Origin of the sequence: Pedobacter borealis DSM 19626 (assembly GCF_000708285.2) — a bacterium.
In the GTDB taxonomy this organism is placed as follows: domain Bacteria; phylum Bacteroidota; class Bacteroidia; order Sphingobacteriales; family Sphingobacteriaceae; genus Pedobacter; species Pedobacter borealis.
In genome coordinates this window covers 15,927-40,392 of the sequence record NZ_JAUG01000064.1, presented here as the reverse complement: position 1 = coordinate 40,392, position 24,466 = coordinate 15,927, and the positions used below count along the sequence as shown (strand labels likewise).

Annotated in this window: 20 protein-coding genes and 1 tRNA gene; 4 read left to right on the top strand and 17 right to left on the bottom strand. The window is 38.9% G+C overall.

Translation table 11 applies throughout. The annotated features are described in order from the left end of the window. Nucleotides 1-7: 7 nt before the first annotated feature. Nucleotides 8-1,147 carry a M28 family metallopeptidase gene (locus tag AW17_RS16290; protein WP_029278212.1) on the bottom strand — a complete coding sequence of 380 codons (1,140 nt, stop codon included), beginning with the start codon at nt 1,145-1,147 and terminating at the stop codon, nt 8-10. A 271-nt stretch (nt 1,148-1,418) separates the two neighbouring features. Here AW17_RS16290 and AW17_RS16285 point away from each other — a divergent pair, with 271 nt between their 5' ends. After that, on the top strand, nt 1,419-2,810 hold the full coding sequence (locus AW17_RS16285) for an IS4 family transposase (RefSeq protein WP_051691896.1): 1,392 nt from the start codon (nt 1,419-1,421) through the stop codon (nt 2,808-2,810). A gap of 1,096 nt (nt 2,811-3,906) precedes the next feature. On the opposite strand, the gene AW17_RS16280 is transcribed toward AW17_RS16285, so the two are convergent. The 3 genes from AW17_RS16280 to AW17_RS16270 all read right to left on the bottom strand — a co-directional run bounded on the left by AW17_RS16280 (nt 3,907) and on the right by AW17_RS16270 (nt 7,082). Then, nucleotides 3,907-5,118: a bifunctional 3,4-dihydroxy-2-butanone-4-phosphate synthase/GTP cyclohydrolase II gene (locus AW17_RS16280; RefSeq protein ID WP_029278210.1), complete on the bottom strand. Its 1,212-nt coding sequence runs from the start codon at nt 5,116-5,118 to the stop codon at nt 3,907-3,909. Between the two features lie 129 nt (nt 5,119-5,247). Continuing rightward, nucleotides 5,248-6,672, bottom strand: a complete 1,425-nt coding sequence (locus AW17_RS16275; RefSeq protein WP_029278208.1) for an LptF/LptG family permease — start codon at nt 6,670-6,672, stop codon at nt 5,248-5,250. Nucleotides 6,673-6,701: 29 nt separating this feature from the next. Continuing rightward, entirely contained in the window at nt 6,702-7,082 is a 381-nt protein-coding gene (locus tag AW17_RS16270; RefSeq protein WP_029278206.1) for an START-like domain-containing protein, read from the bottom strand. Nucleotides 7,083-8,160: 1,078 nt separating this feature from the next. Here AW17_RS16270 and AW17_RS16265 point away from each other — a divergent pair. Next, nucleotides 8,161-8,237 (top strand) — tRNA-Met (locus tag AW17_RS16265). Here AW17_RS16265 and AW17_RS24975 read toward each other — a convergent pair. The 5 genes from AW17_RS24975 to AW17_RS16245 form a co-directional block, all read right to left on the bottom strand. Further along, nucleotides 8,194-8,988 (bottom strand): recombinase family protein, encoded by a 795-nt coding sequence (locus AW17_RS24975; RefSeq protein ID WP_245235085.1) that lies wholly within the window; start codon nt 8,986-8,988, stop codon nt 8,194-8,196. The two genes, AW17_RS16265 and AW17_RS24975, sit on opposite strands and share 44 nt — an antisense overlap. A gap of 68 nt (nt 8,989-9,056) precedes the next feature. Beyond that, nucleotides 9,057-9,497, bottom strand: coding sequence for a recombinase family protein (locus AW17_RS24970; protein WP_051691895.1), 441 nt, complete (start codon nt 9,495-9,497; stop codon nt 9,057-9,059). A 1,183-nt stretch (nt 9,498-10,680) separates the two neighbouring features. Further along, on the bottom strand, nt 10,681-11,925 hold the full coding sequence (locus AW17_RS16255) for a hypothetical protein (RefSeq protein ID WP_029278205.1): 1,245 nt from the start codon (nt 11,923-11,925) through the stop codon (nt 10,681-10,683). A gap of 112 nt (nt 11,926-12,037) precedes the next feature. Then, nucleotides 12,038-12,748, bottom strand: a complete 711-nt coding sequence (locus AW17_RS16250; RefSeq protein WP_029278203.1) for a hypothetical protein — start codon at nt 12,746-12,748, stop codon at nt 12,038-12,040. Further along, entirely contained in the window at nt 12,748-13,350 is a 603-nt protein-coding gene (locus tag AW17_RS16245; protein WP_029278201.1) for a hypothetical protein, read from the bottom strand. The genes AW17_RS16250 and AW17_RS16245 overlap by 1 nt, the downstream gene beginning before the upstream one ends. A 133-nt stretch (nt 13,351-13,483) precedes the next feature. On the opposite strand from AW17_RS16245, the gene AW17_RS16240 reads away from it, so the two are divergent. Together AW17_RS16240 and AW17_RS16235 are read left to right on the top strand one after the other, a co-directional pair. After that, nucleotides 13,484-15,850, top strand: coding sequence for a peptidase domain-containing ABC transporter (locus tag AW17_RS16240; protein ID WP_051691894.1), 2,367 nt, complete (start codon nt 13,484-13,486; stop codon nt 15,848-15,850). A 174-nt stretch (nt 15,851-16,024) separates the two neighbouring features. Next, entirely contained in the window at nt 16,025-17,353 is a 1,329-nt protein-coding gene (locus AW17_RS16235; RefSeq protein ID WP_029278197.1) for an HlyD family secretion protein, read from the top strand. A 238-nt stretch (nt 17,354-17,591) separates the two neighbouring features. Here the strand turns inward: AW17_RS16235 and AW17_RS16230 are convergent, their stop codons facing one another. The 8 genes from AW17_RS16230 to AW17_RS16195 form a co-directional block, all read right to left on the bottom strand. After that, nucleotides 17,592-17,984, bottom strand: a complete 393-nt coding sequence (locus tag AW17_RS16230) for a DDE transposase family protein (RefSeq protein ID WP_051691893.1) — start codon at nt 17,982-17,984, stop codon at nt 17,592-17,594. Then, a complete protein-coding gene (locus tag AW17_RS16225; protein ID WP_280740049.1) occupies nt 17,953-18,408 on the bottom strand; it encodes an ISAs1 family transposase in 456 nt (151 codons plus the stop codon). The genes AW17_RS16230 and AW17_RS16225 overlap by 32 nt, the downstream gene beginning before the upstream one ends. Before the next feature lie 306 nt (nt 18,409-18,714). Beyond that, nucleotides 18,715-19,197: a histidine phosphatase family protein gene (locus tag AW17_RS16220; RefSeq protein WP_245235082.1), complete on the bottom strand. Its 483-nt coding sequence runs from the start codon at nt 19,195-19,197 to the stop codon at nt 18,715-18,717. A gap of 32 nt (nt 19,198-19,229) precedes the next feature. Then, nucleotides 19,230-20,027: an adenosylcobinamide-GDP ribazoletransferase gene (locus tag AW17_RS16215; RefSeq protein ID WP_029278193.1), complete on the bottom strand. Its 798-nt coding sequence runs from the start codon at nt 20,025-20,027 to the stop codon at nt 19,230-19,232. Continuing rightward, nucleotides 20,027-21,031 carry a nicotinate-nucleotide--dimethylbenzimidazole phosphoribosyltransferase gene (gene cobT / locus AW17_RS16210; RefSeq protein WP_029278191.1) on the bottom strand — a complete coding sequence of 335 codons (1,005 nt, stop codon included), beginning with the start codon at nt 21,029-21,031 and terminating at the stop codon, nt 20,027-20,029. The genes AW17_RS16215 and cobT overlap by 1 nt, the downstream gene beginning before the upstream one ends. A 7-nt stretch (nt 21,032-21,038) precedes the next feature. Then, nucleotides 21,039-21,545 (bottom strand): bifunctional adenosylcobinamide kinase/adenosylcobinamide-phosphate guanylyltransferase, encoded by a 507-nt coding sequence (locus AW17_RS16205; protein ID WP_029278190.1) that lies wholly within the window; start codon nt 21,543-21,545, stop codon nt 21,039-21,041. A 3-nt stretch (nt 21,546-21,548) separates the two neighbouring features. Then, a complete protein-coding gene (locus AW17_RS16200) occupies nt 21,549-22,142 on the bottom strand; it encodes a cob(I)yrinic acid a,c-diamide adenosyltransferase (RefSeq protein WP_029278188.1) in 594 nt (197 codons plus the stop codon). 109 nt (nt 22,143-22,251) lie between these two features. Next, complete coding sequence (locus AW17_RS16195; protein WP_029278187.1) at nt 22,252-24,453, bottom strand: TonB-dependent receptor; 2,202 nt, start codon at nt 24,451-24,453, stop codon at nt 22,252-22,254. Nucleotides 24,454-24,466 lie beyond the last annotated feature (13 nt).

Genomic DNA, 24,466 nt, shown 5'->3' with positions numbered 1-24,466 from the left:
AATAAAGTTATTCCATCAGTTTCTGGTTAAATCCAACGATCAGTTTAAACAGATCTTTATACTCGGTAAGGGGTAATGTTTCAGGTTTGTCGAATACGTCGTGGTAGGCAGACGGACCTCCTTGGGTGTAGATGAAGAATGCGGGAACACTTTTTTCGGTAAAGAAATAGTGATCGCTGTTGGCTGCTTTACCTCTGGAGTTTATTTTCGAGATATAATGATTTTGGTTGTTGATTGTGTTTAGCAGCGCAAATGCTTTAGGATAAACGGATGCATTAACTACCGTCATACCGGCTTCACCGGTTCCAACCAAATCCAAGTTGATTAGGAATTTAATCCTGCTTAAAGGAATTAAAGGGTTTTCCACAAAATATCTAGATCCCAATAATCCAGCTTCTTCGCCTGCGAAACAGATAAAACCAATCGAATAAGACTGTGGGTGAACAGCATAGTATTTGGCCAAACTTAATAAAGTAGCTACGCCAGCGGCATTGTCATTTGCGCCGGGGAAATAAGTGTCAGCACCCATTCCACCCAAATGATCGTAATGTGCTGTAATGATTAAAATGGAATCAGGGAATTTAGTACCCTTAACTAAACCGCAAATGTTAGCTGCCTCAAAGTTTGGAATGAATTTGGTTTCAATATCAACATTAATTTCTTTTGGAATTGCTGTAAGGTTCTTTTTATTGAGCTGGATAGTTGCTATATCGCCAACTTCTGTAGCTACAGACCAGGTTAATTTGTCTTTTAATAAAATCTTTAATGATGGAGAAGCCTGATAATTAAGACTATCAACCTCGGTTAAATTTGCCTTTTGTTTAACGCTGGGGCTCTCATTGTTTACAATGAAATCTTTACCCGGGATAAGTTTTTGACCATTTATTGCCACCATCATTTTTCCTGGGAATGTATTTACAGGGAAATTAAATGTCTGCTTATAAGATTGACCCATTGGCAACAAACCGATTTTTTGATAAGCTTCTGTGAGATAAACTGCAGATTTTTTCATCCCGTCTTTGGTATAACCTCTGCCCCAAAATTGTTTTGAAGTAAGGGTATTTACTACATTTCTGGTATAAGTAGAATCTTGCGCGAAAGCATTGTTTGCTAAAAACAGGAAGATGATGAAGCCAAATTTTTTCATCCCGAAATTTAGTAAAATAATGTAGTTGTTGGTCGGGATTTGTAATCCCGATATTGGAGTTAAGGGTTTTTAATCTCTTAGGTGGATTACAAATCCACAATTCATCCAGTCGAGATTTCAAATCTCGACTAACATCAAAAGGTGATCGTCACCCTAAATTTATTTTACTGCGTAGCTTTCCGCTTCGCTACAGGTCAGGGTCTTAATAGATGCTGATCCCGAACATTCCTATCGTGTGGACACATTTCTGAATAATTTGTTTCTTTGTTGGATGCAAACACGAGGTTTTACGAGTTTATCCGATTCAAGGTTAATTAGCAGGGGTAATAAGAATCTGGATATACTTTTCAGGAACAGTGTCCAGAGTATACGCCAGTTAAGCAAAGATGAGGCTGAAGCCAAGGGCTTCTATCGGTTTCTTGCCAATGATCGGGTAAGTGAGGCAGCTATTATCGCTAATTTATCATTCAATTGCCAGTCGGCCAGCCATGGGAAGTACGTTGTTTGTATCCAGGATAGCACCGAAATAAACCTTGGTAGCCACCGTAATAGGATAAGGAAGGATACTTTTATCGGTACTACAAATGCAAAGGGTGACCATGGGTTAGGCTTTATGCTCCATCCAAGCCTTGTACTTGATGCCCGTGATGGTACCCCATATGGCTATGCGGATATCAAGGTATGGAACAGGCCGCTGGAGTTCCGTTCGAAATTTGAGCGTGAATACAGCAAATTGCCCATTACCGAGAAAGAATCCTATAAATGGATTGAGGTATCCAATAACACCAAAAAAGCACTGTCACCCACCGTTGAGGGAATGGTTATCATACAGGACCGTGAAGGGGACATATACGAGCAGTTTGCAGTTGTACCTGATTCAAAGACAGACCTTTTGATAAGGGCCAGGACCAATAGAACCCTGAAAGATAAGAGTAAATTGTTTAACTGCCTCTCAGATCAGCAGTCACAGGGTGATTATGAAATATTGGTGGATGCCAAAGGAAAAAGGCCAAAAAGAAAGGCGAAGATAGAAATCAGGTACAGGGAAGTAGAAATATGCAAAACTGATACTACCAGTAAAGGAGTATCTTCCAGTACCAAGCTCTATTTGATAGAAGCAAAAGAAGTAGGCTATAGCGGTACAGATAAGATATGTTGGAGACTCTTGACTACCATAGCGGTAACAAGTCTGGACATTGCCAGAATGTGCATAGAATGGTACAGCTGGAGGTGGACGATTGAGGAAGTGTTCAAAATACTCAAAAAAGAAGGGTACAATATTGAGGCCAGTGAACTGGAATATGCTTCATCAATAAGAAAACAGAGCCTTATGATTATGGAGGTGGTGATAAAGCTATTCCTGATGCGGCTGGCATATGCTGAACCAGAGTTGGCAATTGGTGCCGATACCTGTTTCAGCATTGAGGAACAGGAATTCATGGAACAGCAAATTATCAGGCTTGAAGGTAAAACCGAAAAACAGAAGAATCCATACAAGTCAAGAGATTTGAAAAGATATGTATGGGTACTGGCAAGATTGGGAGGTTGGAAAGGTTATGAAAGCAAGCGGACACCAGGAATAACAACCCTATGGATCGGACTAAGGTATTTTAGAGCAGCAAAAGAAGGATGGGACACATATAAAGATGTGTCCACACGATAGGAAGGTTCGGGATCAGTGTCTTTCCTGCAAATAAGATGCTGAAATAAATTCAGCATGACGAATCTGGGGAAAATTAATCGACCCAACACTTGGCACTACGGACTAATTAATTGCTCATCACGCTGTCATTCTGAACGCAGTGAAGAATCTCAAACCTATAACACACAGAACTACAACATAGGTGCTGCAAACTTAATAATCGGCACTAAAAACTTAAATGCTCTTATATTTCTTCTATGGTAGAAACGCAGTCGAAGAATGTGGGGTTAACGATAAAGATCCTGAAACAAGTTCAGGATGACGCGTACGGAAGGGGATTGACGCATAAATAAGAAATTAACTCGGATTATGGCGGTCGTCATTCCTGCGCAATGACGATTGATCTCGATTGAGATAACGAGAATGGTTTCTCTGCTCCATACTATATGCACCCTGCTATCCGGCCTAGGATATGATGGAAGGAGATCCTTCGACTACGTTCAGGACGTTAAAGCTTTAGCACCTCCTCTCAACCTACCACAACCCCGAGGTAGCACGCCCTCCCCGATTTTTTCATCGGGGGCTTGTGCTGACGATCAATAAAGCTTTGACGAATTTATCCGACATCAGATCCTAGCCTTGATTGTTTGTTTCTTTATCATCAAGGATAAAGAAAAAGCCCTTCGGCGGCTAGCCGAGGCAAGCATGTGGAAGGGAGAAAGACGGCTATTTAAAGATCCTTCGCTGTGCTCAGGATGACAAATTTTATACCTCATAGATCCTGACCACGAAGTAGCTATTAGACCGATGAAAACAATAAACACAACTAATAAAACAATCCGATAGATCGGATCAGGAGGACGAACCACAGAGGTGAATAATCGATATACGGAACTTAAATGATCTTATATGTCTTATATGGTAAAAAAAACGATCGATGACCATTGGGTTAACGATATAGATCCTTCGCTACGCTCAGGATGACAAATATATCAAACAAAAAAAGACCAACAATCGAACACGTGTTCAACTGTTGGTCTTGTATAAGTTTTCAATTAGCAATTTTCAGTTCTCACAATCCAAACTGTGAACTGCAGGCTGTTAACTGCCAACTGAATTATCCTTTCATAATCGAATGGCCCATTTTATCTCTTTTGGTGGTTAAATAACGTTCGTTATGTACGTTACTTGCAATTTCTATAGGAATATTTTCTACCACTTCTAAGCCATAACCAATTAAACCTGCTCTTTTGGTTGGGTTATTACTCATTAAACGCATTTTAGTAACCCCCTCTGATCGCAGGATCTGCGCACCTACACCATAATCGCGTTCGTCGCCTGTAAATCCTAATTTAATGTTCGCTTCTACCGTGTCGAAACCGGCATCCTGTAAGTTATACGAACGTAATTTATTAATCAGCCCGATACCTCTACCCTCCTGGTTCATGTATACGACAATGCCTTTACCTTCTTTTTCGATCATTTCTAACGCTTTGTGCAACTGCGGACCGCAATCGCAACGGCAGGAACCAAAGATATCGCCTGTTACACAAGAGCTGTGTACACGTGCTAAAATAGGTTCGTTGGCATTCCATTCGCCTTTAGAAATGGCCAGGTGCGTGGCATTGTTATCCAACTGGGTATAAGCCGTCATTTTAAAATCACCCCAAGCGGTAGGTAAATCGATGCTAACCTCTTGTTTAATCAAACTATCCATGGTTAAACGGTAAGCGATTAAATCTTCGATTGATATAATTTTTAACCGGTGCTGTTCGGCAATTTTAAATAAATCAGGGAGTCTGGCCATTTCGCCATCTTCTTTTAAAATCTCTACCAATAAACCTGCAGGTTTCATGCCGGCCAAACGCGCTAAATCTACCGCAGCCTCTGTATGACCAGCACGGCGGATTACGCCACCATCTTTTGCAATTAAAGGAAAAATATGTCCTGGTCTGCCCAACTCTTCGGGGTTGGTTTTAGGATTAACCAGGGCCAGCATGGTTTTAGAGCGATCGCTTGCTGAGATCCCGGTGGTACAACCGTGTCCAACCAAATCAACGGAAACCGTAAAATTAGTTTCGTAAACTGCCGTATTTTTACCCACCATCAGGTTAAGGTTTAACTCTTTACAACGTTCTTCTGTTAAGGGCGCACAGATTAAACCACGGCCATAAGTAGCCATAAAATTGATGATCTCGGGCGTTGCATTTTCGGCTGCCGTTAAAAAATCACCTTCGTTCTCTCTATTCTCATCATCTACAACAATAATCACTTTACCAGCTTTTATATCTGCGATGGCCTCTTCTATTGTGTTTAATTTTGTTTTCATTTTATAAACATTATGGGGCAATGACGTGTTAAAATCAATTTATACCACAAACAATAACCCGTACAAATGTACAACCTTATTGAGCAATATTTGGATTAAAATATCATCTGGAAGTAAAGGAAAAGACGCCTATTTTTCCTTCTTTTTAAACAGCTGAAGGAAGAACTGCTTGTAATAATTCACATCAAACAAGGCCGAATCTACAGTAGCTTTATAGGTTAAAAAGGCGGCCAGTGGCGATAAAACGATTACGGCAATCCACATCCCGAAGATCGGGTTTAAATTACCTTCGCGTGCCGATTTTTCGGCCACTGTGGTAATAATGTGGTATACCAGGAAGAAACAAATGGCCACCACTACCGGTAAACCCATTCCCCCTTTTCTGATAATCGCACCCAATGGCGCACCAATAAAAAACAACAGGATACAAGATGCGGCCAGGGTAAATTTACGCTGATACTCTACTGTGGTAAAAATAATTTCGCCGGTTAAATCAGTTTGCCGTGGCCCCCAGTTGGGTACATGCTGCATAATATTCGCCACGGTATTGTTTGCATTATCGAGGGCCAGTTTCCTCGATCCGTTAGGGATACTCTTCAATATTACATCATCAATCTCTTTCGGCACGGCTTTTACTTTGGTATAACCTTTAGTCACATTAAACTGCTTAAAGTTGCTGGTGAGGTTGGCAATGGTGCGCATTTGCAGCGTATCCAATTGCTTGGTTAGCGAGTCGCGTTTTTTAACGATCCCTTTCAGGTTTAACATGGGCGTGCTGTTTCCAAAAGCATTAGGATCGGTGGTATTTCCATCAAAAGACGACATATCGAAACGCGGTGAGGTTTCTTTAAAACGGTTCCGTGTAAAAATCTGCCTTGGGTTGTACATGCCGTTTTTCGAAGCCTGCTCTTCGTACTGCACACCATTTTTAAGGTAAAGCACCAAAAACTTACCATCAGCGGTTTTATTCATCTTACCCTCTCTGGCCAGAATTACTTTCGGAATCCCGTTATTTTCACGGTGATCGTAAATCATGATATTGTGTAGCGTACCGTCTTCTTCTTTCGAATCGACACGGATGGCATAACCTGGAATGGCATTGTTAAAAACCCCTGGCTTAATTAAAAATGAAAGTTTTTTGTTCCTGATATCGTACAGCAGCGAGCCAAATTTGAGGTTGGCTTTGGGCAGCATGTAGTTGGCAAAAAAGAAGGATGCTATGGTGAGCATCAAAATCACCACAAACAGTGGGCGCATGGCTTTCTGTAAAGAAATCCCCGCCGATTTAATAGCCACCAGTTCATAATTCTCGCCCAGCGTACCAAAAGTCATGATGGATGAAAGCAGTACCGATAGTGGTAGCGCCATAGATACGTTGGCAGCCGAGGCATAATACATCAGCTCCAGAATGGTGTACCATTCGAAACCTTTTCCGATTAAGTCATCAATCCATTTAAACAGAAAAAACATCAATAGAATAAACATCATAACAAAAAATGTTGCTATGAATGGCTTCACAAATGCTTTTATTAATAGAAGATGTATTTTTTTCACCCTACAAAGGTAAACAATACGAAGGTAATTTATGCACCCAAAACGCTAATCAGATAATCGATCTGGTTATCCCAGATTAATTTTTTCTCTGCAAGAAGCTCATCGGTTGTAAAATCAGTAATCGAGAGGGCAACATCATTGGTTAGTTCGTCCTGTACAATTTCCATCTCAAAATAACATTGAGGTTCATCATCCAGCCACTTAAATTTAACCAGCTTATTTTCTTTAATGGAAACCAGTTTTGCTTTTTGCTGCTCATCATCCCAGGTAAAAGTATATACCTGATCGCGAAAATTCACATCGTCCGCAAACCATTGCGACAAGCCGTTTGGCTCACTAATAAAACTATACAATATTCTTGGTGACGATCTAACTTCGTACTCTAGTGTAAATTTTTTCTTTTCTGCCATGTTAGTACACTACCAGGATAATTTCCGGACTATTTTTTAATATTATTTTTCTAAAGAAAGGTAATTTATTCTATATCTGCAACAATATAATTTTTATTGGTTCCGGGCGGTGGTGCATTGGTTCATTTGCCATTGGTTCATCGGTTATTCGTGCATCAGTTCAGTAATCATTAGTTCATTAGTCAATGGTCATTCCCCTCGTTAGTTCATACCAGAAGGCTATTTTGATGACGAACGCAGGGCGGGTAGTTGATTAATCGGCTTCTAATTTCTGCTCAACATCCGCAATACTAACCAATAAAAAATCCGATGCTTATACAAACCTTATATTGTTAAGAAAAAGATGCTACGTAGCTGACCACTGTGTGTGGGAGATAAAGAATATTACTAAATCTGCTATAAAAAGCGGGCGTACAGGTCTTTCTCCATATAAGAAATTTTAGTCTATTTAAGTTTTCGATGAACTTATATGAACCTTATATGGTTAAGAAACACAGGGCGGGCAATTGTTGAAATTATTTCAGTGATAGGACATACAAAATCCTTTACCTATTCTGTACCACTTGTTTACCCTTTCTGTACACCAAGTTAACCCCAGGTTAACCCTCTGGTTACCTTTTCGTTACCTTGGCGTTACCTAATTTATTACCTAAAAGGTAAAGGATTCGCGAATATCAGCTATGGCAAAAGTTACCTTAGGGATGGCTTGGTAACTCCAACAGGTATAGCACCACAATACACTTGTTCTTTTAATAAAAAAAGTATCATCAGTATATACAGCAAATAATGGGCTTAATGACACCATTACAATCGCTACCAATTTTAAGCCCTAGAAATACATTTATTTACAATGCCTCGCCCAAATGATGCGTTTCGTTGTATTATTAACTTCTAAAAACAATCTTCCTTAAAGGTAAAACAACGATTACAACCTACTAAAAACAATCAAATTTACTGAGCAATAAGGCTTTATAGTATTTTTCACATTTATTTTTAATAGAATGTATATTTATTCTATATTTGCAACTCTTAAAAATAACCACATCGATATTTACGTTATTTAGTAAATATTAAGCCCGGCGGGGTAGCTCAGATGGTTAGAGCGCAGGATTCATAACCCTGAGGTCGGCAGTTCGATCCTGCTCCCCGCTACCATAGTGGGCAAATCAAATTTTTGTTTGGTTTGCCCCTTTTTTTTGCCCTCAAAAACGGCCTTTAAAGTACCTAGAACGCGTACAGCCTCATTCATTCGAACAGTTCGATGTTGTGTTCCGTCAAAAGTGAGTTTTTGGGGATAGATCGAACTAATTAATCGCCTTTTTCCCTCAGAATCTGCCACTATATATGTTTCATGAAGGTTTTTGAGCAACCCAGTCGCTTTTCCGATTAGTTCACCAATATTCTCTTTCTCTCTGGATAAATCGATGAGTCTATTTTCAAGAACAAGGATATTTTTTAACTCCTCCACAAAAAACTTATTGACTTTTTCCGCGTTATATCTCACCCCACATTTCGAAAAGCAATGGTAATAGTGATAGTGCTTGCTGTAACCTTTTGAAGCACTACCTGAAAGCATGTAGCCGCACTTTGGACATATCAGAAAGCCACGCAAGGGAAGCGCATCAGGAGAAGATATAGTCGTCTTTTTTGGTTTGTTTCTGCCGTTCAAAACATCCATAGCTTTATAAAAGATTCTTTCCGAAACTATCGCTTTATGTTGCCCTATAACTGTATGGGCTTCCTCGTCCTTATATTTCGCAATGGGTATCCTACCGCAGTAAATGGGATTTCTAATAATCTGCCAAAAATTTTTTCTACCTGTCTTCAGCCCTTTATCCGATGCTGCCTTCCAGATCTGATCAATGAACCACTTACCCGTAGATAATTCGTCATATACCCACTTCATTATTGACGCTTGGGGCTCTATAGGACAAATATACTTTCGCCCGTCTTCGGTTACCTTATTAGTATAACCTATGGGAGCAGGCCCCATCCATCGCCCTTCTTCCTTGCTCGTCTCATTCCATGAAAAGTATTGAGCGCTCTTCTATCATTCTCAACCTCTGGAGCTACGAGATAGAAAGCCAGCATCATTTTATTTTCTGGAATGGAAATATCAAGTGGTTGCTCAATAGCCTGAGGCTCTATACCGAGATCAGCCAAAATTTTTATCATCTGATAGGCATCTCCCGCATTTCTGCTGAATCTGTCCCATTTGGTAAAAAGTATCAAATCGGTTTGTCCTCTCTTCTTTTTTAGATCAGCCAATAATTTTTGCCATGCGGGCCGCACGAAGCTTTTGGCGGAATGGTCCTCAAAAACAACTTTCCTCACTTTGATATCTCTGGCGAAACAATATTTCTGAAGAACCTCCCTCCTGGTTGCGTTGCGAATATTCCTTATCAGCCTGTTCATCAGTACTTACTCTAATATATAAATCTGCTGTAATCATCTTTTCAAAACTTGCTCTACTTCCAAAACAGCTAAAATATATAGCAAATCCAAGATTTCCTTCGCTTGATTTATAGCCATTTTCACACCTTTTTTCTTTAACATTTCCATTAATTTCTCAGGGGGAATTCGCGCTATCGGTAGATGTCTCATAAGCTGTGGATAAACCTAAAATTAATTACACGTTAAATGATCATTTGTATATTACGTTCGGGATCCTGTGCTTTTTTTGCCACATGTACTACTTTGGAGTTATGCAGATTTACACCTTTTCTTTCACATTAGTGGTTCGGATAATTTTCTGAAATCAAAATTTATCGGTAGAAGCAAATGAGCATTACCCTATGGTGGGGTCCACAAGCCACAAATGAGCACTGGCCATTGTAAAAGCATTTTATAAATTCGTTCCAATCTTTATGATAAATTAAAGCGGATGATAGCAGAACCTAGTCAGGCCTTTAACTACTATGATGCTAATTTTGCTCGAAACTTAGATAACTTCCGACTTTGAAAAGGTTTTTACTACTACGCTTATAATTATAGGGTGACTAAAAGCATTCTTATTTCCAGCTTTCTTCCTCTGCACTAGGGATATCTTATTTATCGATATAAATCTCGCATATTCGTAGTGTTCAAACACGTCCTCCCTTAGGATACCTTAGATTATTATTTTTTAGAATACCTTATCAATTAGATATTGCAGAATTTTTGGATGATTTAATAGTGTTTTAAGTATTTCCGAGTTCCGAGGAAATACCCGACCTCAAGGGCGCAAGATTTTTTTGTGTATACAAAAATACATCTTGCAAAACACCCGAGTGGTTAAAGGATTTCTTTAAGTAATATGATCCATGTCAGGAATAATACGATTAAGTTTAGTCAAACGTTGTTTATAGCATAAAAAACGGTCGATAAATTGCAAATCGGTTAATAGTGCTAATGATGGATCAGCATAGACAGGAAATATAATTGTAAGCCGGAAACGGTCGGACGGTTATTAGGATCTCAGCATTCATCAGATTTGATTGCCGCGATGCTATTTCCAATTGGTTAGATAATATTTGTAAAAGTAAAAAATCGTTTGATGAGATTTAACACGATAGGCTGGTTGAAAGGTACATGTTACATCATTTTCTCAAATACCGATTTATAATTCAGTGCACCTTTTGGCCAGGTTGTTTTTTAAGCTTTTTAGTTCTTTTCTGCTATAATTTCTGGTGATTTCATTGCTGGTGAATAACTTATCTAACCACTTTTTTAAGCTTAGCATTCTTTGTGGAGAATGGAAATAACGCTTGCCCATACCCATACTGATGGCAACATGGACTGAAAGTTCACTTACGTCGTGCTCAATGTTATTTTCATCCAGTTCCTGACTCAGATAAACAATGATTTTTTTTTGAATGGTTTTTCTTTGTGATGTTGTTAAACTACTGATGATATCGAAAGGCAAAATCAAGGTTAAGCTTTCCAGAGCCTTCTTAATCATGTCCCTTTCATAGTGTTTTATTTGAGCAACATATTTAGCCGTACAGAATTGTTCTAAAACGCTTTCAAAATCTAAAAAGAATGGTGCGTATCTCATGAAACTGCCTTTGCAAAAGGCGTCTTTGTCTTTTGATAGTACCCCGGCATTATGTAATATTTTGGTGCTTTCCCATCTGGTTAGCGGGTTTTTTGGCCAGCAAAAATCCAACTCGCTGTGAACCTCAACTTTTTTGTCCAGCTTTAATAAGTTCCAGTATAAAGCCCACATATCTGCACACCAGGCTTGTACCTGCTTTGTTGTTTCCTTACCTTTATTAAGATCATTCATAAGAATAAAAAGCTTCTCAGAATCTCTTTCCACTGCCTCCCACAAGCCGCTTGTACATTTTTTTATTACGTATTGAGCACCACCAGTATGATTATCGTTTTCTTCCAGTTTGGAGATATCTATGTTCACTGCATGTGCCATTTCACTCAACGTATTTTCAAATTTATTCAGGTATGCTAAGTTTAAGTAACTGCCCGCGTCAGAAACATAACAAGTTTGAGTATTGATTAATAAATCTTCATCAAGCTTTTCCCTAAAAATGATATCACAGTCATGATAAAAAATAACCTCCTCGGCAAGAGAAGGATATAGAGTGAAATGCTTATTTAAGATATGAGGTCTGATACTTGATTTATACTTAGGGGCAATACGTTCATCAGAGTAGAAAAATATTTTACCAAATTTGTTTTCCTTTTCAAACTTTAAATAATGTGGATTTATTCCTCTTTCTGGACTGTAGCTAATTAAGACCTGAACTTTTTCGGAATCGATGCCAATCGTTTCAAAATTATGGAGCATAACCTTCAGTTGCCAAAGAAAATACCCTTGGTCAGGTTGAGCTGAGATATAAATCATTGCTTAGATAATGTAGTGGAAAAAAACAGATTAATTTCGAAGGAAACATGGTTCCTTCGAAATTTAAAGTGTAAAATTGGATTCAGGGTTTCCCTGGTGGAGTATAGATAACCTAATGATTTGCTTCAATTTTTTCTTTCAATTTGATTTCAGCACTTCTTTTGCCAAAAAGTGCTAAAACCATAAAAATTGACATAAAAGAAAGTGGAAATTTATGTGGGTTTTTCGACATCAGAAATATAACAGTAGCAACAATAATCGCCAAAAGTGTCATTAGTACTATCAAACCATTTTTGGTCGTCAAAAAACCACCCACGTAATTGAGCTTGTCTGATTCAGTGGCAGTTAAATTATAACTCTTGATTCCATCACAACAGGTTTTGACAATAGTAGGTAAATCGCCATCTATGCTCTTACAACTATTCCCCCGGAATACAAACGATTTATTTCTGCCTTTAAGCTGATAAATTTTGAGCTGAACCATATCATGACGAGGAGCCAATTGAAATTTATAACCTGATACATTTCTCCAGGAAATAGGATTTGTATTGGAATTTTCCATGTCTTTAGCTGAAGAAAGATTTTTAATAACCAGAGATTCAGAATCTACAATAACCAAAACATCTTCACAGAAAAAATCTAAAATCTTTTCCTTAAAAAAAACCGGCAAAATCCATAAACCTAATATCAGGACTGCTGCAAAAACTGGCAAATTAAATGCCCTACCGAAAATTATTCCTGCTGCTGCAACCAATAGATAGGCTAAACTGACTACAGCGACGGCTTTCCAAATGTGATAGACTTTGGTTTCCAAATTAGTCATTAATAATTATATACGTCGTATATAAGGTTGCTAACAGCTAAGCCCACACCTACTGTTCCATCATAGAGTTCGCCCCAACCTGTAATTTCTAAAACACCTCCAGCAGCAGCGAAGGCAAGTGCGGCATAATCACTACCAGTTGCATCACCCTGGAGGATGTTTATAATTGCTGGGCCTCCACCAACAATTGCACCTATAATAGTTCCGCTTCCGGTAACATATTTAAAAGCTGTCGCTTCGATAGCGGTTCCATTTGCGATAAAATTTAAGGTATGAGCTGTACTCATTGAAGTGTTGAATGAATCTGCTCCAAGTCCAAGTGCTGCTGCTACATTTATCCCTGGATTGGTTGCTGGTTCTCCGGGATTGGTTCCCGGTGTTACGGTCACTTCCTCCAATTGTATAGGATTTGAGGGAGTCCCGTACCCTGAATAATTACCCCAGCCATTTGGTGTAGCTGTTGTGGTTGTCGTAGAAGTTGTAGGATCTTCCGCTGGTGGGGTTGTATCATTGCCACCCACAGTTTCAAACTGTTCATCTATTTCCATAACCTCAAATTCATGCTGTAGCATTTCGAACGCTAACTGTGTTTTTTTCTTCATAGAGCTTGTTTAATAATTTAAAATTGAAATGTTTGTTGGCTAATATCTTAACGTTTTATGAAGGAATTATGAAGAAAATCTGTGAGGTGAGGTTTACATTCCAAAATATAATAATATTGCGGTTTATTCAACTATGAAATTAAACGCTTTCCCGTTAGACAGACAGCTAGATGCGATGGACTGTGGTCCTGCCTGCTTAAAAATGATTGCCAAACATTATGGCAAATTCTATAGCCTTCAACATATGCGCGATAAGTGCGGTATTACCAAAGAGGGAATTTCATTTGGCGATTTAGGCCATGCCGCTGAAGGTATCGGCCTAAGATCTGTCGCGCTCAGATGTACTGTTAATGATTTAATAGAACGGATACCACTACCAGCAATTGTACATTGGAACAATACCCATTTTGTTGTGGTTTACAAGGCAAAAGGAAGTCGGAATTATGCTACTGAGGAAAGTCTGGAAATACAAAAAGACTCACGAGGTAATAGGGAAACAAAGGGTACTATTTACGTTGCAGATCCTGCCAAAGGATATGTAAGCTATAGTGCAGAGGAGTTTGCCAAAAAAACTATTAAACAGGAACTAAAGCCCTCCTCAAAAGAAGGGGATTTGAAAGAAGCTAAATTGGTATTAATGGCGCTGGAACCGCAGGGAGATTTTTATGAGCGCCAGGCTGATGAAAAAATAGAGCGACTGAAAACCTTTGAAAACTTTATTGGGTATTTCAAGCCCTACAAAAAAAGTTTTGTCAATCTGTTTATCGTGATGCTGCTGGTAACCATATTACAAGGGCTGATGCCTTTTATCAGTAAGGCTATTATAGATGTTGGTATTCAAACACATGACCTCGACTTTATAAATATTATCATCATTGCCAATATAGCTATTATAATAAGTGTATTGCTGAGCAACATGATACGAGACTGGATTTTATTGCATATCAGCTCAAGGATTAACATAACACTGATATCAGACTACCTGATCAAGCTGATGCGTTTGCCAATTACTTTTTTTGAAAATAAAAAATCCGGTGACATTTTACAACGTGTGCAGGATCATGAACGAATCCGGTCATTTTTAATGAATAATTCAGTTGGAATGATTTTCTCAACACTTACGTTCGTGGTTTTTGGCGTTATCCTTTTCGTTTATAATCCTATTATTTTCTACATTTTTTTGGCGGGAAGCGTGCTATACCTAGGTTGGGTACTGGCATTTTTAAAATTGCGTAAAAAACTTGATTGGGAATACTTTGACCTTGTAAGTAAAAACCAAAGCTATTGGGTAGAGACCATTGCCAGCATACAGGATATAAAGGTCAATAATTACGATAAACAAAGGCGCTGGAGGTGGGAAGGGATTCAGGCGAGGCTTTACAAGGTAAACCTTCGGGTGATGAACGTAAGCAATATGCAGAACTTAGGCGCACAATTTATTGACCAGCTCAAAAATCTCCTGATTACATTCTACTGTGCAAAGGCTGTAATCAATGGGGAAATAACCTTCGGGGTCATGATTTCCACACAATTTATTATAGGAATGTTAAATGCGCCGGTCGCACAATTTATCCAGTTTATCAGTGGTTTCCAGTTAGCACAATTGAGTTTCATGCGGCTAAATGAAATCCATCAGCTGCCTGATGAACATGATAACGTAGGACAAAATAGTATAGAATTACCAGATATCAAGAGTTTGATTATCAATAATGTCGGTTTTCAGTATACTCCGGCAGGCAAGCCAATACTGCAGGGTATTCGTTTAGTTATACCGGAAGGCAAGGTTACAGCAATTGTAGGGGATAGCGGTAGTGGTAAATCGACTTTATTAAAGTTATTATTACGCCTTTATAAACCTAGCTACGGGGATATCCGAATTGGGGATATGAATATTAACAATATCAGTTTAAGACAGTGGAGGAATAAATGCGGGGCCGTAATGCAAGATGGTAAGATTTTCAACGACACGATTTTAAATAACATTATTTTGGATGATGAAAAGGTGGATTATGAAAGGTTAAAAAAAGCCCTACAGACAGCGAATATCAGCAGGGAAATAGAAGCTTTGCCATTAGGGTACGAAACAATGATGGGTGAGCAGGGACGCGGTTTAAGTGGTGGGCAAAAGCAGCGTGTTTTAATTGCCCGTGCGCTATATAAAGATCCTGATTACCTCTTTTTTGATGAGGCTACCAATAGTTTAGATACCATTAACGAACAAAAAATAACCAGTGCCCTTGATGACGTTTTTAAAGGGAAAACGGTGATAGTGGTCGCACATCGCTTAAGTACCATCCGTAAAGCAGATCAAATTGTTGTGATGCAGAGCGGTATGGTAGTGGAGATAGGAAACCATGATACTCTTATGGGAAAGAAGGGGCGATATTTTCAGCTCGTCCAATCACAGCTGGATTTAGCCAATGAAGTAACAACAACTGAAGCCTCATCCCAAAATCAAAATAATGGGGTCAAGGAGACCGTTGGAATGGAAACGAAATAGCGGTGCTTAAATCTTCGGATTACCTAAGTACAAATATTTTATGGAATATCCTTGATAAATGGATTGCGGTTAACAATTATTTCGTTGACCAATTTTGATTCATCTGTTTAACAAATGTAAGCGAGACTGATGCCAGCTTAAAAAAATGAAAACTATCTGTAACAAACTCAATCAATGAACAAAGAAAACACTAAACTGGATATTGCACTTCAATCAGATCGCAGCGAAGAAGTTGCAGACATTATTGAACGAATGCCCAACAAATTCGGCTTGGCCATCACTGGTATTGTTATTTTCATATTCCTGTTGATGGCATTTTTTGGTTTTATCAGTCGCTACCCTGACATTGTTCATGGGCAAATTGTGGTGAGTACCCATAATGCACCAATTAAACTTATTGCAACTGTAAGTGGAAAGCTTAAACTTAACGGAATCAAATCGATGAATGACGTAAGGGAGAATCAAATAATCGCCTACATTGAAAATTCAACCAATCCGTATGCAGTGGATTCAATTACCCGAATGCTTAAATATTATAACCCCACCACGGATAATATCGAAATGATTAGTAAGCACATTCCAAAGAACTTTTCTCTGGGAGAGCTGAATATCAAATACTACGCTTTCGTTAATGCTATTCAGCAGTATCGGAACTACCGACAGGATAAAGCATTTGACAAACAAAAAGAAGGACTTTTGGCGATCCTTGCTGAGCAGCAAAAAACTATAAATGGGCTTCATAACCAGTTGTTCATGGCTCAGAATTCCCTCAACTTCGTATATAAGTTCTATAAAAGAGATTCGACATTATTTAAGAAAAGGGTGATTTCAGAAGCTGAGCTTGATAAAACTGAAATGAGTTATCTATCCGCTAAAGACAAAGTGCAGCAAGAAACTAATGCAATTATCAGTGCCAGGCAGGATGCCCGACAAACGCAAAGCCAGTTACAGCAGCTACATATAGAAGACCCTGAGAAGGAAAAAGAACTTCATATTAGCCTGATTTCAACTTATAATGATCTGCTTGATAACATTAAAATCTGGGAACAGAAATATGTATTTAGAGCACCATTTGCTGGGAAATTGCAATTTCTGAAGTTCTATAATAATAACCAGTTCGTGCAAAGCGGAGATGCTGTATTTACCGTTTTGCCTGTTAATGATAAACCGTTTGGGCAAGTAACTTTGCCATCCAGTGGTGCAGGTAAGGTAAAGGTTGATCAGGAGGTCATTGTAAAACTGGATAACTATCCATATCTTGAGTATGGTTCAGTAACAGGTAGGATAAAAAATATCTCACTTACTACAAATACCGAAAAAACCGAGAAGGGTGAGGTCGATAATTATTTGGTTACTGTAGAGTTTCCAAACGGATTAAAGACTAATTATGGAAGTGTGATCGGTTTCAGATATGAAAGTAAAGGGTCTGCAGAGATCATTACCAATCAGCGTAAGCTTATTGAAAGGTTATTTGATAATCTAGAATATGCGGTAAAGAAATAATTTAATGTTTTCATTGATTTATTTAATAAATAGTTAGTCATCTATAATTCTGAATAATAAAACTAGTAACGTTATATAAGTCCCCATGCCCAATTCATGGGGATTTTTGTTACTGCGTTCCACATGTTCAGCATTCCCTTATCCTCCAAAAAAGCATTGTCCTAAGACATTATATGTTCTTTAAAATCGAAGCTTAAAAAACGAATCTTATTTTAACGTTTAAAATAATTAGCAACTTTCACCAATTCCTGCAGATCAGACAAAAAAAATTCGAAATCTGTCCAGTAACGGCTACCGAAGCGGCAAAAGAGGCATAATTCAGATCCAATTCTGGTATGCCTCTTTTCTTTTTAAGGACAACCTGCTGAAAATAAGCTATATACAAAAACACAAAATTGATTTCCTTGGTTCGAACTTTATCATTTTTCTTATCATAACTTATGCTGATGTTTTTACTTTGATCATTTTTTAGAATATTTATTGCCACTTTATTGATCAGAGAGAAGTTCTGAGCGGCATTTTTGCTTCTTTTTCTGCTTGCATCTTCCTGGAAAATAACATCAAGGGTCCAATGCAGCTTGTTTTCTATTCCCCAATGATTACGGATATTTTTTTTGGTAAAAGGCAGCATTAGCTGGTTTACTTGCGATATAATAACGGGTTGCATATTCTGTATTTCCTGTTGCCTTATCGCATCTTTCACTCTCCATTCTGATCAGCACATTTAACCTTTCCCATTTATCAGGATTTTCTATGTGTGCCAGGTCTGTTATAATGGTACATTTTCTGGTCTCTATACGGCCGTGTCCAATGTCAATGTTTTCATCATAATCCGCAGTCTTTAGAAACCTGAACGAATCTTCCATGTTTTGGTATAATGAAGCTTGGTTATTTTTAACCGCCAACAGATAATCGCCTTCAGCTTTTACAATACATGTTGCAATATCTTGCTGGCAGCCCATGGCATCTACACGAATGATATTCCCCTTTATAAATAAACTTTTTAACAGCTCTGGTATAGCGGTAATCTCATTTGATTTCTCACTTACCTTTATCTGTTGGATATTCCGAGGTATACTACACCACCATTCCGAGGCAGTTTGGAATGAAATGAGGTGTCAGCATATTTCCGAATTCAGCGGACAGTAATGCCGAAACATGCACTAAAGACCAATTGATTAGCATGCTATTTTCTTCGTTTGCCAAGTGCAATTCCCTTCGGGAAGTATCTGGTGCAATGCTTGGATTATCTGGAAAAACAGAAAGTTTTCAGTTAAACCATATTCCCAAAAGGAGCACTTTATCCGATGCGAAAAAGGAAAGTTGAAGTTTTTGAAGATATCTACAATAAGCTGTTACGATCAACGTGAAGGAATGGAAAGTTTAACTACCTCCCCCATTCCTATTTTAAGCGTAAAAGAGTCTCTTAACGCAAGATCTCTGTAATGGGCCAGGATAATACGGATAACCCCACCATGCGTTATAATGGCCACACGGTGATAACACTGCCGTAAAAGATGCTCCCAAAACACTAATATTCTTTGTTGCATTTCAAGCATTGTTTCGCCATTTGGTGGTGCAAGATGTACAAAATCATCCATCCATGTGTCACAGTGAAGCCTGTCAATGGTATCCCAGGTCTTCCCTTCCCAGTCACCAAAATTCAGCTCATATAAAGCTTTATTTTCCTGATAAACCTCAGAAATTACAGCTGCTAATTGAGTACACCTTGAAGAAGGACTGGAATACACGGCATCAAATCCCGACGGAATCTGCTCCAATACGCGGTCCTTTTCCTCTGGAAAACTTGCCGCAAGCGGAACATCTGTGCGTCCATAGATCATCCCCTTTGTAATTAAAAGGCTGGTATGACGGATCAGATAAATTTCCATATCAGGATATAGGATAAGTAAATAGTTACTTCGGTCAGTTGTTGAACTGCCCCCAGACAATCACCCGTATATCCACCTATCCATTTCTTAAAGTAAGCCCCCAAATACAGACTAAAAAGCAAGACCGGAACAATAATTAAAAACAAAAGGGGTTGAGCAAGATAAATCGCTAAAGCAATTAAGGGTAATAATGTAAAAATACCTGCAAGGATGAGGTTGACAGGTTTTCCCTTTTCTACAGCCCCACTGGCTTTACTCTCTTCAATACGGACATAACTATGGTTAAAAACCACGGTTATTGCTGCAAACCTGCTCAATGAATGGGCTACGACAAACAGCCCTATGGTTGTAATGACATTTGCATAAATAAAGGTTTCGGTAAATAACTGCAAAATCGCAGCGAATTTGATACCCATTAACAAAATTAGCCCAACTACACCATAGGTTCCCAAGCGGCTGTCTTTCATGATGAGCAAAATCTTTTCTTTTGCCCATCCTCCGCCAAAACCATCACATACATCTGCAAAACCATCTTCATGGAATGCCCCGGTTAATAAAATAGAAGTAACCATTGCTAACAATACCGCAATTGACTCACCAAATAACCAGGCAGCACCGATAAAAACACCAGCAGTAATGAGCCCGGATATCCAGCCAACTACAGGTAAATACCTGATTGAGTCTGGCAGGTTCTGTGCATTATTCTCATGTACAAAAGCCGGTGCAGGCAATCGCGAATAAAATGATAGCGCTGTAAAGAAAAGTCTCAGCTCTCTGTTCATCAAGATTTGTTTGTTATCGCTGCACTCTCAAAACTAGCCATCTCATTCAAAAAATTTACGGCACTTTTTAATAGCGGATAAGCTAATGCACAACCGGTCCCCTCTCCCAAACGCAGGTGAAGCCCCAATAGTGGTTTTGCATTCAAATGTGTCAATAATAAACCGTGCCCTTTTTCTTCAGACTCATGGCAAAAAACAGCTTTACTTTTTATAGTCTGGTCAATACGATAAGCACATAGATAAGCCGCTGTAGCGATAAAACCATCGACCAATACCAACATATTTCTTTTTCCTGCCGCCAGCATTGCACCGGTCATCTCTACCAGTTCAAAACCACCAAAATGCGCCATTAATTCAAAAACATTATTAGTTCCTGTATAATTCACAATGGCTTGTTCCAGTATTATTTGTTTTCTAAGCAATTGTTCATCATTTAAACCTGTGCCTCTCCCAATACAATCCGTAATTGGTAATTCACATAACTGGCTCATCAGTACAGCTGCGCTTGAAGTATTCCCGATGCCCATCTCTCCGAAACCAATCACATTACAGCCTTTGGCGGCGATTTCCGCGACTACAGCCTCCCCCTTCAACAAACAAAGTTCTGTCTGGGCGGCTGTCATTGCAGGCCCATTTAAAAACGAAGCGGTGCCCTTGGCTATTTTTCCGTCGCCTAAAGGCAGACCAGCCTCAAAATCGTAATTCACTCCCGCATCAACCACTTGAAGATGGATGTCATGTTGTCTGCAAAAAACGTTAATTGCAGCCCCCCCGTTTAAGAAGTTCAGCACCATTTGGCGGGTTACTTCCTGCGGGAAAGCACTTACCCCTTCCAGAGCTATCCCGTGATCTGCTGCAAAAACTACCAGATGAGGATTAAGCAATTGTGGGTGTGTCGTTTCAAATACCTGTCCGATTTGCAGGGCGAGGTCTTCCAATAAGCCTAAAGAACCCAGAGGTTTAGTCTTATTATCAATCAATATCTGTAATTCTTCAGCAATCATATCCGTGTTATTTTTTTAAGTATAAAGGAAGTCCGGATACCATAAACACGGCTTCTTCGGCTTTTTTAGCCACATATTGGTTAGCCCAGCCTTGCAAATCTGCAAATTTACGCCCTACCGGAGTATCCGCATGTAAACCCATTCCCAGTTCATTGGAAATGATGATAAAAGTAGCAGGAATTTCAATCAGCTGATCAATTTCCTTTTTAAAATCTGCCAGTGCCAATTCAATATCATTCTCGTGGTCCATAAAAAAATTAGTGAGCCATAAGGTGACGCAATCAATCACAGCAATACGATTTTGTAAGGGCAAAAGATGCAGATCACGATAACGCTCAAAATTTGTCCATTCCGGCCCCCGATCCTCCTGGTGCCTTTTTACGCGCTCCTGAAAATCTTCATCCCATATTTTAGCCGTAGCGATATAAACCGGATCAGTACAGAGTTCCTTCGCACGACTTTGTGCATATGCACTTTTACCACTTCTCACCCCTCCTGTTATGAAAATCAGCATAATTTAAGGTTTTACTGCCGGATCCGGATTTCTAAACCGCTTATAAAGAAACAGTTGCCATTTCTCTTCTGCAACACCGGCTTTATCCATTTCGGCACGTGAAAGCGTAAAAAACAAATCAGACAAACGATTGATATATGCAGGAATCGTTTCATCCACTTCGTCTGTTTTAATTAAACTGACCAGTCTTCTTTCACCCCTGCGCATTTGTGTTCTAATCATATGGCAAAGTGCTGAAATCTCATTCCCTCCTGGCAGAATAAAATAATCAGAAGGATGCGTCATCGCATTTTCCAGCTCATCAATCCACGTTTCACAAAACGCTGGTCCATCCACAGGCATTGGATTGGTATTGATTTTATTTGTATCAGAAGGACGCGCCAGATGCGACATCATATCCATCAGGTCTTTTTGAATTTTATGCAAATTAGTCTGCCATTCATGGGTATTTTCTAATTTTACCCTAAGCATTCCTATCGTAGAATTCACTTCATCCAGTGTACCTACACATTCTACCCGCACATCGTCTTTATCTACGCGTTTTCCGCCAAAAAGACCAGTGGTTCCCTTATCTCCCTTTTTAGTATATATCTTCATATTATCTCATTTATGCTGTCAAGATACACTGCGTCCAAAAAGTTAGACACTATTTGGGCGCAGTGTAATTTATGATACCTCCTTTTTTTCCTGAATGGAATTGATATTCCTAGAAACTGATATTATATCTCAGTGCATAATTCCTTCCGGCAAGATTAAAACCCCGCTTTTCATAATAATTCTCATCTGTGATATTATTCACAAGGAAACTAAGTGTATGTCTCTTCTTGTAAGTATAACTCGCTCCAAAATCAACTACCATAAATTCCGGATATATAATTTCCGGATATTTATTGTCATTGAAATCCGTATCCAAACGTTTTCCAACATATCTGCCGCTTAATCTTAAATCAAGTCCTTTCAGGTTATTAAACTCAAAACCATAACTCATCGTAAAATTAGGAACATTATAAATAGACTTAGTTGTTTCACTACCATCTGCCGCAATTGTTACCTCTTTAGCTTTAGACGACCTCGTCGCATTCCAGAAAAGTTTCAATGAATAATCTTTTGCAGCCAATGTTCCGAAATCCCATGCAAACTCAGTTTCAAAACCATTGATATTTGCTTTATTCGCATTCATATAAGTCATACGTGTGCTAATCGGAAAGCCACTTGGCGTAGTTTCAACCGGGTTTGGAACTGTCGTTTTTGTTGTGATCCTGTCTTTCACATAAGTATTATAATAAGTAACATCAACTGTCAATCCTAATTCGGGCTTACTGAATCTCACACCTGCATCCCATGAAATACTGTTTTCATTTTTCAAGTTAGGGTTTCCTTGGATCACTTTCGCTTTACCATTGGTAATCTTCTCAGAATAACCAGCCACATTATAAGCATCTGGTGTTACAAAACCGCGTCCTGTAGTAGCATGTACAGTAAACAATTTACTTATCGCATACTGTGCAGCTAAACTTGGGCTAAAGACAGGATTAGTTTTTTTACCGCCGGTATAAATAGTTAGCAAAGGTGTTTGTTTTACATTATAAGTAATTATATCCACACGTACACCAGGATTAATCACCAACTTATCGTCAAGGAAATTCAATTGTCCCTGAATATAGGCGGCTGCAGAAGAAAGACTGTAATTAGGTGAATAAGGAGCAGACTCAGTACCATCAGGATTAAAAGACTGTGAACTGGTCGAAGCATTACTATAATCCAGGCCAAAAATCAGTGCGTGCTTGCCCAACGTATAAACGTCTTTTGCTTGTATACCTTTCCAGCTGGCTGAACTTTTATACGAGGCATAAGGAGCTAATAAACCATTAAATGAAAGCAGTGTATTGTTTAAATTATTCTCTTGTGAAGTATAACCTTTCAAAGATAAATGATGCTGATCGATGTTACCTGACAAGGTAGCTTCTTCATTATGTCTTTCAATATCTTTAGTACTCGGTTGTCCGTTTCCGAAAAATATATCACTTGGTGACTCAACATTTTTAGCAGAAAAACGTTCCCCTCTTACATCCAGTCTCCAGTTAGGATCAATCTGATAACCCAACCTTAAACTTCCTGTATTATAGCTCAGTTTTGAGTAATCACGTCTTGATCCATCAGAACGCTTATCGTCAACTTCTACTGGGGTCACAGTAGTGCCATCGGTATAGTTTTTAGTTGCTGTACCAGCATTAAATAGCTTCCTGAATACATTTCCATTACCCAGCTTTGTATCCTTAGCCCTGTCGAAATTCAGGAAAGATAAATCGAAATCTATTTTCTTACTGATATTACCTCCGGTAGATGCCCCCAGTTGAGTAGTCTGATAAGATCCATATTGCGCATATACATTTCCATGTACATCGCCAGATGATTTTTTAGTGATAATATTCACTACCCCACCCATCGCTGATGAACCATATAAAGCAGATGCAGGCCCTTTAAGCACTTCAATACGCTCAATATAAGCAGGGTTAATAGTAGAAATACTTACAGTACCAGCCGGACGGCCATCAACCAATAACAAAGAGCGTTGATTTAAACCACTGGTTTGTGGTCTGAAACCACGGATGCCAATGCCAGAAGATAAACTTGGATACTGGATAATACTTACTGAAGAGTTCATTTTTAACAGATCAGTTACTTCCATCGAAGGTGTAAGATCCATAGCTGCTTTAGTAATTACCGTCATACTTTGTGGTACATTACCTCTTTTTGTTGCTGTACGTAAAGAGGTAACCACCACTTCATCAAGTGCATTGGTTTTAACAGAGTCAGTTTTCTTTTGTTGTGCCAATGCCGGGCTGCCCAATAAAACAGTGCCTAACAGCAGGTTTCTAAAAGATAATAAGTGTAGATTTTTATTCATGTTATGGGTATAT